The 12,886-nt window shown below is 48.4% G+C and carries 13 protein-coding genes and 13 tRNA genes; 23 read left to right on the top strand and 3 right to left on the bottom strand.

Annotated features, from left to right (window positions below; translation table 11 throughout):
- Nucleotides 1-34: 34 nt before the first annotated feature.
- The 14 genes from C7R91_RS28920 to C7R91_RS28855 all read left to right on the top strand — a co-directional run bounded on the left by C7R91_RS28920 (nucleotide 35) and on the right by C7R91_RS28855 (nucleotide 2,814).
- Nucleotides 35-110, top strand: a tRNA-Asn gene (locus C7R91_RS28920).
- 3 nt (nucleotides 111-113) lie between these two features.
- A tRNA-Ser gene (locus tag C7R91_RS28915) sits at nucleotides 114-206 on the top strand.
- Nucleotides 207-210: 4 nt separating this feature from the next.
- A tRNA-Glu gene (locus C7R91_RS28910) sits at nucleotides 211-284 on the top strand.
- A 33-nt stretch (nucleotides 285-317) separates the two neighbouring features.
- Nucleotides 318-393, top strand: a tRNA-Val gene (locus C7R91_RS28905).
- 57 nt (nucleotides 394-450) lie between these two features.
- A tRNA-Met gene (locus C7R91_RS28900) sits at nucleotides 451-527 on the top strand.
- Nucleotides 528-604: 77 nt separating this feature from the next.
- Nucleotides 605-681, top strand: a tRNA-Asp gene (locus tag C7R91_RS28895).
- Between the two features lie 41 nt (nucleotides 682-722).
- Nucleotides 723-795: transfer RNA gene (locus C7R91_RS28890), tRNA-Phe, on the top strand.
- Between the two features lie 7 nt (nucleotides 796-802).
- Nucleotides 803-876, top strand: a tRNA-Trp gene (locus tag C7R91_RS28885).
- 27 nt (nucleotides 877-903) lie between these two features.
- Nucleotides 904-979: transfer RNA gene (locus C7R91_RS28880), tRNA-His, on the top strand.
- 26 nt (nucleotides 980-1,005) lie between these two features.
- A tRNA-Gln gene (locus C7R91_RS28875) sits at nucleotides 1,006-1,080 on the top strand.
- A 7-nt stretch (nucleotides 1,081-1,087) separates the two neighbouring features.
- Nucleotides 1,088-1,163 (top strand) — tRNA-Gly (locus tag C7R91_RS28870).
- A 28-nt stretch (nucleotides 1,164-1,191) separates the two neighbouring features.
- Nucleotides 1,192-1,265 (top strand) — tRNA-Cys (locus tag C7R91_RS28865).
- Between the two features lie 8 nt (nucleotides 1,266-1,273).
- Nucleotides 1,274-1,355, top strand: a tRNA-Leu gene (locus tag C7R91_RS28860).
- A gap of 127 nt (nucleotides 1,356-1,482) precedes the next feature.
- On the top strand, nucleotides 1,483-2,814 hold the full coding sequence (locus tag C7R91_RS28855) for a purine/pyrimidine permease (protein ID WP_047070357.1): 1,332 nt from the start codon (nucleotides 1,483-1,485) through the stop codon (nucleotides 2,812-2,814).
- 15 nt (nucleotides 2,815-2,829) lie between these two features.
- Here the strand turns inward: C7R91_RS28855 and C7R91_RS28850 are convergent, their stop codons facing one another.
- The gene (locus C7R91_RS28850) at nucleotides 2,830-3,501 is read right to left on the bottom strand and encodes a B3/B4 domain-containing protein (protein ID WP_047070358.1); all 672 of its coding nucleotides are present in this window, start codon (nucleotides 3,499-3,501) and stop codon (nucleotides 2,830-2,832) included.
- A gap of 115 nt (nucleotides 3,502-3,616) precedes the next feature.
- Between C7R91_RS28850 and rnhA the strand changes: the two genes are divergently transcribed.
- The 4 genes from rnhA to C7R91_RS28830 all read left to right on the top strand — a co-directional run bounded on the left by rnhA (nucleotide 3,617) and on the right by C7R91_RS28830 (nucleotide 6,856).
- Nucleotides 3,617-4,051, top strand: coding sequence for a ribonuclease HI (gene rnhA / locus C7R91_RS28845; RefSeq protein WP_173630755.1), 435 nt, complete (start codon nucleotides 3,617-3,619; stop codon nucleotides 4,049-4,051).
- Nucleotides 4,048-5,199 (top strand): tRNA epoxyqueuosine(34) reductase QueG, encoded by a 1,152-nt coding sequence (gene queG, locus C7R91_RS28840; protein ID WP_047070359.1) that lies wholly within the window; start codon nucleotides 4,048-4,050, stop codon nucleotides 5,197-5,199. Before rnhA ends, queG begins: the two co-directional genes overlap by 4 nt.
- A 26-nt stretch (nucleotides 5,200-5,225) precedes the next feature.
- On the top strand, nucleotides 5,226-5,759 hold the full coding sequence (locus C7R91_RS28835; protein ID WP_047070360.1) for a methylated-DNA--[protein]-cysteine S-methyltransferase: 534 nt from the start codon (nucleotides 5,226-5,228) through the stop codon (nucleotides 5,757-5,759).
- 128 nt (nucleotides 5,760-5,887) lie between these two features.
- Entirely contained in the window at nucleotides 5,888-6,856 is a 969-nt protein-coding gene (locus C7R91_RS28830; RefSeq protein ID WP_047070361.1) for an amidase domain-containing protein, read from the top strand.
- Here C7R91_RS28830 and C7R91_RS28825 read toward each other — a convergent pair whose 3' ends face one another.
- Nucleotides 6,857-7,564 carry a ferric reductase-like transmembrane domain-containing protein gene (locus tag C7R91_RS28825; RefSeq protein WP_047070362.1) on the bottom strand — a complete coding sequence of 236 codons (708 nt, stop codon included), beginning with the start codon at nucleotides 7,562-7,564 and terminating at the stop codon, nucleotides 6,857-6,859.
- A gap of 138 nt (nucleotides 7,565-7,702) precedes the next feature.
- Here C7R91_RS28825 and trmL point away from each other — a divergent pair, with 138 nt between their 5' ends.
- The 3 genes from trmL to C7R91_RS28810 all read left to right on the top strand — a co-directional run bounded on the left by trmL (nucleotide 7,703) and on the right by C7R91_RS28810 (nucleotide 9,659).
- Nucleotides 7,703-8,173, top strand: a complete 471-nt coding sequence (trmL, locus tag C7R91_RS28820; RefSeq protein ID WP_047070363.1) for a tRNA (uridine(34)/cytosine(34)/5-carboxymethylaminomethyluridine(34)-2'-O)-methyltransferase TrmL — start codon at nucleotides 7,703-7,705, stop codon at nucleotides 8,171-8,173.
- Between the two features lie 25 nt (nucleotides 8,174-8,198).
- Entirely contained in the window at nucleotides 8,199-8,924 is a 726-nt protein-coding gene (locus C7R91_RS28815) for an HAD family hydrolase (protein WP_047070364.1), read from the top strand.
- A 141-nt stretch (nucleotides 8,925-9,065) separates the two neighbouring features.
- The gene (locus tag C7R91_RS28810) at nucleotides 9,066-9,659 is read left to right on the top strand and encodes a hypothetical protein (protein WP_047070365.1); all 594 of its coding nucleotides are present in this window, start codon (nucleotides 9,066-9,068) and stop codon (nucleotides 9,657-9,659) included.
- 238 nt (nucleotides 9,660-9,897) lie between these two features.
- On the opposite strand, the gene C7R91_RS28805 is transcribed toward C7R91_RS28810, so the two are convergent.
- Nucleotides 9,898-10,098 carry a hypothetical protein gene (locus tag C7R91_RS28805; protein ID WP_047070366.1) on the bottom strand — a complete coding sequence of 67 codons (201 nt, stop codon included), beginning with the start codon at nucleotides 10,096-10,098 and terminating at the stop codon, nucleotides 9,898-9,900.
- Between the two features lie 357 nt (nucleotides 10,099-10,455).
- On the opposite strand from C7R91_RS28805, the gene C7R91_RS28800 reads away from it, so the two are divergent.
- Both C7R91_RS28800 and C7R91_RS28795 read left to right on the top strand, forming a co-directional pair.
- Nucleotides 10,456-12,354 (top strand): PrkA family serine protein kinase, encoded by a 1,899-nt coding sequence (locus tag C7R91_RS28800; protein WP_106786249.1) that lies wholly within the window; start codon nucleotides 10,456-10,458, stop codon nucleotides 12,352-12,354.
- 76 nt (nucleotides 12,355-12,430) lie between these two features.
- Nucleotides 12,431-12,886 (top strand): DUF444 family protein (locus C7R91_RS28795; RefSeq protein ID WP_146142150.1); only part of this gene is annotated, 456 nt, incomplete at its 3' end.

Below are 12,886 nucleotides of genomic sequence, written 5' to 3'. Positions count from 1 at the left end.
CGTATTCAGTTTTGAAGGAACAAACCTTCAACGTTCCTCGGTAGCTCAGTTGGTAGAGCAATCGGCTGTTAACCGATCGGTCGGCGGTTCGAGTCCGTCCCGAGGAGCCATATGGATGGATGTCCGAGCGGCCGAAGGAGCACGATTGGAAATCGTGTAGGCGGTGTCGAACCGTCTCGTGGGTTCAAATCCCACTCCATCCGCCATCTTGGCCCGTTGGTGAAGCGGTTTAACACAGCAGCCTTTCACGCTGTCATACAGGGGTTCGAATCCCCTACGGGTCACCTAGCAAACCGCCCTGCAAACGCAGGGGTTCTGGAGGCTTAGCTCAGCTGGGAGAGCATCTGCCTTACAAGCAGAGGGTCGGCGGTTCGATCCCGTCAGCCTCCACCACTCATATCAAAGGGCAAGGAAGGTCAGCTAACACTGACACTCAGTCGTCCTAACTATCGCGGGATGGAGCAGCTCGGTAGCTCGTCGGGCTCATAACCCGAAGGTCGCAGGTTCAAATCCTGCTCCCGCAACCAAATTTTCTACTTGCTCTACGTCGAGTAATCTTCTTGATCAAGTGGGATCGGAGTACCCAGTGGGTGCAACCAAATATGGAGCTGTGGTGAAGTTGGAGTTCACGCCGGTCTGTCACACCGGAGGTCGCGGGTTCGAGTCCCGTCAGCTCCGCCATTTCTAATCAAATGAAATTGGCGCGCAAAGCATGGATATAAGGCTCGGTAGCTCAGTCGGTAGAGCAGAGGACTGAAAATCCTCGTGTCGGCGGTTCGATTCCGTCCCGAGCCACCTTTATAGGGGCATAGTTTAACGGTAGAACGAAGGTCTCCAAAACCTTTGGTGTGGGTTCGATTCCTACTGCCCCTGCCATTTTTCAACACAATAGTAGTAATCATGGCGGTCGTGGCGAAGGGGTTAACGCACCGGATTGTGGCTCCGGCACTCGTGGGTTCAAGTCCCATCGATCGCCCCATAAATTCATAGTTGGGGATTACTTATTGGGGTATAGCCAAGCGGTAAGGCAACGGACTTTGACTCCGTCATTCCTAGGTTCAAATCCTAGTACCCCAGCCATTAAAATGCGGACGTAGCTCAATTGGTAGAGCGTCGCCTTGCCAAGGCGAAGGTCGAGGGTTCGAGACCCTTCGTCCGCTCCATTTCTCAAATTGTTTTACCTTATATCATGGAGGCATAGCCAAGTGGTAAGGCACGGGTCTGCAAAACCCTCACCCCCGGTTCAAATCCGGGTGCCTCCTCCAAAATAATTGCCGGTGTGGCGGAATGGCAGACGCGCGCGACTCAAAATCGTGAGGGAAACCGTGGGGGTTCAAGTCCCTTCACCGGCACCATACTTTTACAAGCTAACCCTGAATGTCAAGATATCTTGATGATTGGGGTTTTTTTCTGCTTTAATATGCACATAGTGTAGACAGGGAAATAGACGACTTGTGTACGCAAAAGAACGAGGTGGTTGAGGTGTTTTACAAACTACAAGACAAGCCGCCAATGGGGATTACGACGTTGTCTGTATTGCAATGGATGATTGTAACTGTTTCCAGCAGTGTGGCGGTACCACTAATGATTGGAGATATGTACGGCTTGCAGGCTGATGAAATTGGAAAGCTGATGCAGCAGACCATGTTTTACATTGGACTCGCGTCACTACTGCAAGTATGGATTGGACACCGCTATCCGATGATAGAAGGTCCGGCTGGACTATGGTGGGGGATCTTTATCATTTTGGCTCAACTCGGAACGAGCATGGGTCTCCATCCACAAGAAATCGGTCAATCCTTTCAAGTGGGTATGATATTAGCAGGTCTACTCTTTTTCATTTTTGGCTTATTAGGCTGGATTGGCAAATTACAGAAGTGGTTTACGCCGCTGGTTTCAGGTACGTATATGATTTTGCTTGCTGTTTCTTTGTGTAGCAACATTCTTACGGGCATGCTCGGTATTGGTTTTCAGCATTCTAAAGAGGTACAACCGGGTGTAGCACTTGTGTCCATAGGGATCGTAGCCCTTGTTGTGTTTATTATGCGGACGAAGCGATTCTCCAGTTTTGCCGTTTTGTTTGGCATGGTTGGGGGCTGGATCGTGTACGCGCTTCTTGGATGGACGGAACCAGTTCGGTCTACTGAGCAATTATTTTCATGGCCTTCTATTTTCTTTTGGGGACCTCCACGCTGGGATTGGGGCGTTGTATTAACGAGTATGCTTACAGGCTTCGTTCTGTTGACAAACCTCATGACGAGTTTGTCGGTTATGGGCAAAGCGACAGACACCGTGCCTACTGAAAAGCAGTACAATCGCGGAGGTATTTTTACAGGGGTATCCCATTTCCTATCTGGCTTGAGCGGTGTGGTAGGCATGATTCCACTTTCCTTGGCAGCAGCGGTTATTCAAACGACGAAAATGGCTTCGCGCTTGCCATTTGTGATAGCGATGCTGGGGATGATGCTGATTGGGCTAATTCCCACTGTTGCCCATTTTTTGGCGGCTCTGCCGACTCCAGTGGCATATGCGGCGATGTTCATTTCCTATACGCAACTGCTTGGCTTCGGGTTGAAGGATTACGTGAATGTGAAAATGGACGAACGTACGATTATTGTTGGGGGGAGCTCGCTGCTGGTAGGGATCGGAGTTATGTTCGTACCTGCTGCAGCTTGGCAGCAACTTCCAGCATTAGCCAGCTTCTTGTTCGGCAATGGCTTACTGCTTGGAGTTATTGTGTGCTTAGTCCTAGAACATATTGTTTTTAGAAAAAAGGAAGAAGATAGCGTAAAAAAAGACGGCCAGGCTGCATGACGGGCCGTCTTTTTCTTAGGCAGTAACAATCGAGGAGTGAGTCAGTTCGCCACCATTAATTTCTGTAAACATGCGACCAACTGAACCTACAATTTCTTCTTTTTTGGATTGTTCCATTTTTTCATGGAAAAAGATGACTTGGAGGAGCGTGCTGCTTTGTTCCGTCACGCATGAACGCTTGGAATCGACAATGGGACTCCCAAATGCGCCGTTACCATCAGCGAGCAGCAATTTTCCTTCCATGTTGACTTCGCGTCCATTTAATCCTTCATAGGCATCAGCCGGGTGTCCAAGACGACAAGTGATATCACCGGTTAAGTGATTGACGTCATAAATCCCAAAAGGGAGCGCGTGCAAAACGGAGAAAAAATTATTAACATCAACAGCGCTATTTATCCAGAAAAAGGGATTTCCCTGTAGCAGTCGGCGCAGTAAGGCTTCGGAGGAAGGGCGGTATCTGGACGGGTCAATGCCAACTTGCTTAAAGCAGGCTCTCCACTCGCGGATGCCTTCAATTTCTGTCAGGTTTGCAGTGTCGTGATCCAGCCGCAAGCTCTCCACATAATAATTAATGCGTCCCTGCAGCATTTTGGGGGAGTCACTAACGGAAGCATTGCTGTATTGTAAAATGCCGAGAGAAAATTGCGGTAGGCGCTCGGACACGGAAGAATCTAGCTGAACTTTCATCAATAGCCACTCCTTACTAATCCTATTTTGGGTAGTATAACAAAAAATTTTTGTGGAAGCGACTAAGCTTCGATACAATAGAAGAGAACAGAGGAGGGAACCCCTGACGATGACAATGCGTGAGGTTGATATTTATACAGACGGAGCTTGTTCCGGCAATCCAGGACCAGGTGGTTGGGGAGCTGTACTGATGTACGGCCAACACATCAAGGAAATGTCCGGTGCGGAACCGCATACAACGAATAACAGAATGGAGCTGTTGGCGGCCATCAAGGCGCTTTCTACATTGAAGGAGCCGTGTAAGGTGACGCTATACAGTGATAGTGCATACTTGGTCAACTGTTTCAAGCAGGGCTGGTATAAAGGCTGGCTGAAAAACGGCTGGAAAAACAGCAAAGGCCAGCAGGTGGAAAATCAGGACCTATGGAAAGAACTGCTGCAATTGATGGACACTCACAAGGTAGAGTACGTAAAAGTCAAAGGACACGCCGACAACAAATGGAACAACCGCTGCGACGAATTGGCGACAGGAGCGATTAAACAACTGTGAACGACTTGCTGTACTGGGAGCAGACAAAGCAGTCCATCATTGACTATGCCAAGGAAATCGGAATCGATAAGATCGGGTTTGCCAGTGCCGATCCATTCACGACCTTAAAAGAGCGGCTTATTGTACATCGGGAAAAGGGTTATGAATCTGGATTTGAAGAGCCTGATTTAGAAAAGAGGACGAACCCGGAACTGTTGTTGGGCGGGGCGCGTTCGCTGATTTCTATAGCACTGGCCTATCCATCCAAGCTCAAAAATCCACCAAAGTCAGAGCCTGGTGCGTATCGGGGAATCTTATGCCGTGCAGCATGGGGAACCGATTACCATCACGTTCTGCGCGATAAGCTGGACAAGCTGACGCGATTCATTATGGAGCTTGAGCCAGGGGCTCGGATCGAATCCATGGTAGACACGGGAGCATTGTCTGATCGTGCGGTTGCCGAGCGGGCTGGTATTGGGTTTGTAGGAAAAAACTGCGCCATCATAACGCCAGAGTTCGGATCATGGGTGTACTTGGGGGAGCTTGTAACGAATCTTCCATTGCCAAGCGATCAACCAATCGAAGAAGGCTGCGGCGACTGCAATATATGTGTAGACGCTTGTCCGACCGGAGCCTTGATTCAGGGCGGGCAGCTTGATGCACAGCGATGTGTTGCTTATTTGACTCAGGTGAAAGACTTCATTCCAGATGAATTCCGCGGAAAAATCGGGAATCGGCTGTATGGTTGCGACACTTGTCAGACGGTATGTCCTAAGAATCGTCGCATCGACAACGCCCATCATGCTGAATTTCAGCCTGACCCGGAAATTGCCAAGCCTTTGTTGATTCCTCTGCTTCAGATGAGCAATAAGGAATTCAAGGAGAAGTTCGGCCAATCCTCTTCCTCTTGGCGGGGCAAAAAGCCCATTCAGCGCAATGCAATACTAGCGCTTGCACATTTCAAGGATCGGACGGCTGTTCCTCATTTGGAGCGTCTTTTGTTCGAAGACCCTCGTCCAGTCATCCGCGGAACTGCTGCATGGGCGCTTGGAAAAATCGGGGGAGAGCAGGCACAAGGGGCGCTCATTACCGCGAAAGCAAAAGAGACGTCACCAGAAGTGGTGGAAGAGATAGAAAAAGGCATGAGCATGATTCGTGCACAGGCTTAGTCTGAACAAGACAGGGAGGACGTAAAATGGCAAAGGAATTAGGCTATACCATGATGGATTCACCGATTGGACCATTGCTCTTGGCTTCTACAGAAGAAGGGCTGTGCTACATTCAGTTTGCCAATGAACAAGATGGATTGGCGCCGCTTGTGCGCTGGTGCAAAAAAACGTTCTTAGGGATTACCCCAACGCGTAACGATGCGATTAATGAGCCTGCAAAAATACAGCTAGAAGAGTATTTTGCAGGCAAGCGCAAGTCGTTTGATGTTCCAACCGTATTGTACGGTACTCCCTTTCAAAAGGCTGTATGGAATGAGCTATCGAACATTCCCTATGGTGAAACTCGTTCTTACAAAGATATTGCCTTGGCGATTGGAGCGGCGAAAGCTGTTCGGGCTATTGGCGGTGCGAACAATCGGAATCCGATTCCTGTTATTATACCGTGCCATCGTGTCATTGGCTCGAATGGTGCCTTGGTCGGATACGGCGGTGGCTTATCCATTAAAGAATATTTGTTGTCCTTAGAAGAAGGTCCACTATTTGCTCACGCTTCTTCCTAATAGCTGTCTGCTTGCTCGGGCAGCTTTTCTTTTTCTTCTGAATGCTCCACGAGCGACATATTCTTCATTGAGATGAACGGTTTATGAGTCTATGTCGCTGTTTGGGAGGCGGAAAGGAGGAGGGGAAAGTGGAATGGCGTGAATTTGTTCAGCAATACTTTCAAGCAGTTCACCAGTCATCTATGGACGGAAGGTATGAGCGACTGTTGCCTTTTTATTGCGCAAAAGAGTCTGGTGTGCAGGAAGAATGGGATCGACTGAATCGGGAGAAGCGGAGAGCCGAGGAGCGGGGAGTCAAATTATTGGCTGTCCAGGGACAAGTAACGCCCTTGTGCTGGATAGATACCGATGCCACCATGGAAATAACGGTTCAATGGCAAGAAAATAAAACGCTGGGGATCAAGCATACCCAGTATAAAGAGGCAAACAAAAGACTGTTCCAGCTCCAGTTGCTCAAGAGGAATGAAAAGTGGTCGATCGTCGGGGCAAGGGAGTCGAACGGTGATCAAAAATTGGTGGTCGAGGAAGAGGAGGAGCCTGTCATCGTTGTGTCAGGCGTCGAGGATGCCAATGATCAGCCTATGCTGGTTGTGCATGGAGCGGGAGGCTACAATCCTGCAAATGCAGTCGCGTATGCGGAACGCTACTGGAATACGACGAATCCGATATATCCTCGTTTTACGGATGACTGCACGAATTTTATTTCGCAATGTTTACACGCTGGCGGAATCCCGATGCTGATGTCGAAAGAGATGGGCAAGGGCTGGTGGATACGCACGGGAAAAAGCGCCTCATGGAGCTATAGCTGGACGGTAGCGCATAGCTTGTATTTGCTTTTGAAATCGGGTGGACCACCTATGCGGGCAGTTACGAAAAGCTCTGCGGCCGAATTGGTCCCAGGTGATATCATTTGTTATGATTTTGACGGGGATGGGCGTTTTCAGCACAATACGATCGTGGTTGCAAAAGACGCGAATCAGATGCCGTTAGTGAATGCCCATACGACAGATAGCAGCATGCGTTATTGGGCATATGAGGATTCCACAGCCTATACACCCAAAATGCGCTATGCCTTCTTTCATATAAGAGGGGTGTAATTATCGCTTGCGAAAAAAAGCTCTTCGTATAAAAGCGATGCTGCGAATCATCCAAATCATTGCTGCGAAAACGAGAATGTCTGAAAAGGTATGCGGCTCTCCTTTAATGGATTGGATGTAAATCAAGCCATGGAACAAGACGATGACAAAAAGCCATGGATTGGCGAGATGAAGCCTTTTCCAACTGGAGCCACTCAGCCATTTTTCTGCGCGTGCAGAAGATGTCAGCCACAGAGCTAATAGAATGAAAAAGGCAAACAGCCCAAGATAGTTCGCAACGCCTGTGAGGGTCCAGTTGGGAGAGGGCCACATGGTCGGATCAGAGGAAGCGACAAAGAACAGACCCAGCCATCCATCCGCCTTTTCAGAACGGTTTTCATGTATGATCATCAGGCGAGGCTCATTTTCAAAAATCACGAACACTAGAATGACATGCAGCAGTCCAGTTAGCCCAGCCCATATGCCGATAGCTCGACGAATGGACAAGCTGACAATCATCCAGCTAGCTGGGAACAAGGACTGGAGTGGACCAATCAATAAGGTGAAGCCAATCAAAATAAATGAGAGATAGCCGAGAATCATGCTCCATGCTTCCAGGGCAGGGAACGAAGAAAAATCAGCCCACATCCAACTGGTACCTAACAGGATCAAACTCAGGATGCTCACATGTACGACAAGGCGTCGCCCAAATGAAATGGGTGTCCCCATCTAATCATCACTCCTTCGATAGCCAAAGTTTTCTGATTAGATGCAGCAGGCACTCCATTTGTTACAGAAGCTGGGCGCGGTGGTATAATAGGACGTGTACAGGTAACAAGTTCGCAATTTACAAGGAGATTTTCAGATATGCCGTTACATATTGTTTTGCATGAGCCGCTCATCCCTGCCAATACGGGAAATATCGCCCGTTCATGTGCAGCGACAGGAGCGCATCTGCATTTGATTCATCCGCTCGGATTTTCAACGGAAGATCGTTACCTGAAGCGAGCTGGTCTCGATTATTGGCATGCGGTTAACGTTCACCATCATGAGAGCTTCGAGCAGTTTGCTGCGGCACAAGGAGAAGGTGCGGGCACTTTTTACTTTGTGGAGACCTGGGGGGAAAAGTTGTATACGGATGTTTCTTTTCAGGATGGCGACTACATTATTTTGGGCAAGGAGACGACGGGCTTGCCGGAAGAGCTGACTGAAAAATATCGGGAGCAGACTATTCGAATCCCGATGAGCGGTGCGACCCGTTCTGTGAATCTGTCCAATTGTGCAGCGATTGTCTTGTTTGAGGGACTTCGCCAATTAGGTTTTCCATCACTATCGTAAGGCATTTGAGAGGGAGAGATCCATTATGACTGTGAACACCATCCTGTTTGATTTGGACGGTACGCTATTAGAGATGCAGACAGACCCCTTTGTTAAAAGTTATTTGGTTGAAGTAGGTCGCCATGTCGGAGATAAGTACGATACTGAAAAGCTGTTGGCGCTCATTTGGGATGCGACCAAGGCGATGATCATGAACCAAGAGCCTGACAAGACGAACGAGCAAGTTTTTATCGAACATTTTACGGAACACAGTGAGTGGGATCGGGAGGAAATATGGCCTCTGTTTGATTCGTTTTATCGCGATGTGTTTCCTACACTTTCTCACCTGACATATCCTTCGCCATGGGCAAAGCAGATTATTGCTGCCGCCAAAGAGCAAGGATTTCGGGTTGCAGTAGCGACGAATCCCGTTTTCCCGCGTGATGCGATTCATCATCGCCTCGCTTGGATCGGGATGTCCCCGGATGATTTCGAACTGGTCACCGTGTATGAGGAATCGCATTTCACGAAGCCGAATCCTGGTTATTATAAAGAGATTTGCCAAAAGCTTGGGGTTGAGCCGACAGACTGTGTCATGGTCGGGAATCACATGCAGGAGGATATGGTCGCATCCAAGTTGGGAATGAAAACGTTTCTGGTAACCAATTGGATGGAAGACCGTGGTGAGCCTCAGTATCCGGTAGATCAGCGGGGATCATTAGAAGAGCTGTTTACGGCGATTTCTGAAAAAAGCGGTGTGTTTGCAGGCTAAGAAAAGACCATGAAAGAATAGGCGAGAAGCAGGCTGTCCGTTTGAAAAAATGGTCAAGCCTGCTTTTTCACATACTTTTCCCAAAATCATGAGGTAGGCTAGGAGTGTACAACCGCGTTACATAATAAAGGAGGAAATCTCATGAAAAAACTTGTTTCGTCTCTGGTAATGGCTACCCTACTGTTTAGTGGTATCTCTGTAGTGGCTGCGGCCGATACAGCAGCGGATTCTACAGTTGCGCACTCGAAAGCGGAGAAAAAGGAAGAAAACAGAGCAAAACTGAACGCGAAGGCTGCCAAGTGGGGCGTCGAAACCACAGATCAAACAAATAAGGAAGTAAAAGCAGCGATTCAAGAAGCAAAAGCAGCAAAGAAAGCAGAAGACGCTGCGAAAAAAGCGGCAAAAGCAGCAAAGAAAGCAGAAGACGCTGCGAAAAAAGCGGCAAAAGAAGCGAAGAAGCAAGAACAACTCGCCAAGCTAAACGAGAAAGCTGTAAAGCTGGGCGTTGACACGGCAGGTAAAACAGCGAAGGAAGTAAAAGCGGCTATTAAAGAAGCAAAAAAAGCAGAAAGCGCTGAGAAAAAGGCAGCAAAAGAAGCGAAGAAGCAAGAACAGCTCGAGAACCTGAAAGAAAAGGCGGCCAAATGGGGCGTTGACACAGCAGGCAAGAGCGCAAAAGAAATCAAGGTAGAAATCGAGACGAAAAAAGCAGAAAAGAAAGAGAATAAGAAATAACAAGAAAACAAAAAAAGCAGGTTGCCGCAGTAGGCAGCCTGCTTTTTTCCCCTGGATGCTTCTTACATGTTCCAGGTTTTGTCCTCGTTGTAGCCAGCTGTCAGAATGAAAAACAGAAAAGCTCCGAAGACCAGTGCTACGATAAATGTACCCATATTGACAGCTCCTTTCGTAAACAAACTACTCCCATTATAGCGTAGCCTGCCCACTTTGCAAACGGATTAAAGCTGTTGGGCCCTTACGTAAGTGACAATTTTCGATGGTCATTCATGAGTTTCAAAAAGGCACTAAGCGCAATGGGCACACTCAGTATTTCTCCTGTATCGAGTTCCATTCCTGTCACAGCTTGGTAAATAAATACCGAAAGAATCACCATGGTTGCGATGCCGGTCAAATAAAGTCCTTTTTTCACTTGAATACGTTCTGTTTGGATGTCCATGTTCGTTCCTCCCGTTATTGTAGCCAATCCATATTGGCTTTCCGTGTATGTTGCTTATGATTGTATTTTACAGGGGGGCAGGGATTACAAACCATCGAATCAGCTTACAGCTGCGCTCGTTAAACCTTACAATTCCGTAATCTTCCAAGCTGCAAAAAAGTAATGTGCCTTATTTTTATGGGAAGATTGCTGAAACTTGTGTTGATGTCGCGCATACACATATGTAAAGGCTGTAAGAGCCTGTTGGCAACCGGAGAAAACGGCTTGCACGTGAATGCGTGACCGCAGGCGGACATATACATGAGAGTACATTGCCGTTGGGAAGAGAGAGGGGCTTAAGAGGGAGGAGTGTCGAACATGGACATTTTAAAACGGATCGCTGAGCACCGGGCCCGCGAAGAAAACCTGATGTGGAGAGGAACATTCGGCGAATATTTGCAATTGGTACGTAAAAATCCGCAAATTACCCAGACGGCGCATTCACGCGTCTACAACATGATTAAAAGCGCGGGGGTTGAAGAGAACGAGGACGGATCACGTTCGTATCAATTTTTTAGTCGTGAAATCTTCGGATTGGATCGTTCAGTTGAGCGCCTAGTGGAGGAATATTTCCACTCGGCTGCACGTCGTCTGGATGTCCGCAAACGCATCTTGCTCTTGATGGGACCTGTCAGTGGCGGTAAGTCTACGCTCGTGACGATGCTCAAGCGAGGACTGGAAGAGTATTCGCGGACCGAAGCTGGAGCGATCTATGCGCTTGATGGCTGCCCTATGCACGAAGAACCACTTCATCTCATACCGCACGAGCTGCGTCCAGAGGTGGAAGAAGAGCTGGGAATCAAGATTGAAGGAGAATTGACACCCTATAATCGGATGAGGTTGGAGACCGAATTCGGAGGGTGCATCGAGGATTTCCCTGTTCGTCGGATTTTGTTTTCCGAAGCGAATCGGGTCGGGATCGGTACATTTAGCCCTTCGGATCCAAAGTCACAGGATATTGCCGATTTGACGGGGAGCATCGACTTCTCGACGATTACGAAGTACGGCTCTGAGTCCGACCCTCGTGCGTATCGCTTTGATGGTGAGCTGAACAAAGCCAATCGTGGATTGATGGAGTTTCAGGAAATGTTGAAATGCGACGAGAAATTTTTGTGGCATCTCTTGTCGCTGACACAGGAAGGAAACTTTAAGGCAGGTCGTTTTGCCCTCATTTCTGCAGATGAGCTGATTGTTGCGCATACGAACGAATCAGAGTACAAGGCTTTTATTGCGAATAAGAAAAATGAGGCACTGCAATCTCGGATTATCGTCATGCCGATGCCGTATAATCTGCGTGTCAGTGATGAAGAAAAAATATATGCGAAATTAATCAAGCAATCCGACTTGGGGCATGTGCATATTGCGCCGCATGCGCTCCGGTCAGCAGCAGTCTTTTCCATTATGACCCGCCTGAAAGAATCGAAAAAACAAGGGGCTGACCTGCTGAAAAAGATGCGGCTGTATGACGGTGAATCGGTGGAAGGCTTTAAGGGAGCCGATCTGGAGGAGCTGCGAAACGAGCATGCCGATGAAGGAATGTCCGGTATTGATCCGCGTTATGTCATCAACCGTATCTCCAGCGCACTGATCCGCCGCGACACGGAGTGCATCAATGCGCTTGATATTCTACGGGCGCTAAAAGAAGGCTTTGACCAGCATCCATCCATCACAAAGGAGCAGCGGGAGAGGTATATGAATTTCATCTCTATCGCGCGCAAGGAATACGACGAGCTGGCGAAAAAAGAAGTACAGAAGGCGTTTGTCTACAGCTACGAAGAGTCGGCAAAAACGCTCATGGATAACTATTTGGACAATGTGGAAGCTTATTGCAACATGAATAAAATCCGTGACCCCGTTACAGGTGAGGAGATGGATCCAGATGAGCGCCTGATGCGTTCCATTGAGGAGCAAATCGGAATTTCGAAAAATGCCAAGCGGGCCTTCCGTGAAGAAATTCTCATCCGTATCTCGGCCTATGCGCGTAAAGGGAAGCGCTTTGACTACAGCACGCATGATCGTCTGCGGGAAGCTATCGAGAAGAAGCTGTTTGCCGATCTGAAGGATGTCGTCAAGATTACGACCTCGAATAAAACACCGGATGAGCATCAGCTCAAGAAAATTAATGAGGTTACCAAGCGTCTTATCGAAGAGCATCAATATTGCCCGGTTTGCGCAAATGAGCTGCTGCGCTATGTGGGAAGCCTGTTGAACAGATGACAGAACGTTGGCGACATGAGGGGCACGTCATAATCATATTCGGCGCAGATTGCGCCAGTTGCTAGGAGGAGACGGCATGAAAGATGAATCATCGTTCATTGTCTCCCGGGAAGACTGGTCGCTGCACCGCAAAGGGTACCAGGACCAAAATCGACACCAGGAAAAAGTGAAAGAAGCGATCAAAAAAAATCTGCCCGATCTCGTCAGCGAAGAAAACATCATCATGTCGAATGGTCGGGAAGTCATTAAGATCCCTATTCGCTCCCTGGATGAATACCGATTGCGTTTTAACTTCCAAAAGGGAAAACATGGCGGTCAAGGTAAAGGAAACAGTAAAGTTGGCGATGTCATAGCCCGTGACGGCGACCCGGCGCAAGGGCCAGGAAAAGGTCAGGGAGCGGGTGATCAGCCAGGTGTAGACTACTACGAGGCTGAAATCAGCGTAGAAGAATTGCAGGAGATGCTTTTCGCCGAGCTGGAGCTGCCGAACCTTCAACAAAAAGACGAGGAACAAATCGTCGTAGAAGAGACT

Origin of the sequence: Brevibacillus formosus (assembly GCF_003013405.1) — a bacterium.
Classification (GTDB): domain Bacteria; phylum Bacillota; class Bacilli; order Brevibacillales; family Brevibacillaceae; genus Brevibacillus; species Brevibacillus formosus.
Note: the sequence above shows the minus strand (reverse complement) of the source record. Positions and strands in the feature narration are given on the sequence as shown.

Bases quoted from the DNA above. Each gene is read 5' to 3' on its own strand.
- C7R91_RS28825 (WP_047070362.1), bottom strand. From the start codon at position 7,564: ATGGGGACACCCATTTCATTTGGGCGACGCCTTGTCGTACATGTGAGC.
- C7R91_RS28805 (WP_047070366.1), bottom strand. From the start codon at position 10,098: ATGGACATCCAAACAGAACGTATTCAAGTGAAAAAAGGACTTTATTTG.
- trmL (WP_047070363.1), top strand. From the start codon at position 7,703: ATGCCGTTACATATTGTTTTGCATGAGCCGCTCATCCCTGCCAATACG.
- C7R91_RS28815 (WP_047070364.1), top strand. From the start codon at position 8,199: ATGACTGTGAACACCATCCTGTTTGATTTGGACGGTACGCTATTAGAG.
- C7R91_RS28850 (WP_047070358.1), bottom strand. From the start codon at position 3,501: ATGAAAGTTCAGCTAGATTCTTCCGTGTCCGAGCGCCTACCGCAATTT.
- C7R91_RS28835 (WP_047070360.1), top strand. From the start codon at position 5,226: ATGGCAAAGGAATTAGGCTATACCATGATGGATTCACCGATTGGACCA.
- rnhA (WP_173630755.1), top strand. From the start codon at position 3,617: ATGCGTGAGGTTGATATTTATACAGACGGAGCTTGTTCCGGCAATCCA.
- C7R91_RS28800 (WP_106786249.1), top strand. From the start codon at position 10,456: ATGGACATTTTAAAACGGATCGCTGAGCACCGGGCCCGCGAAGAAAAC.
- C7R91_RS28810 (WP_047070365.1), top strand. From the start codon at position 9,066: ATGAAAAAACTTGTTTCGTCTCTGGTAATGGCTACCCTACTGTTTAGT.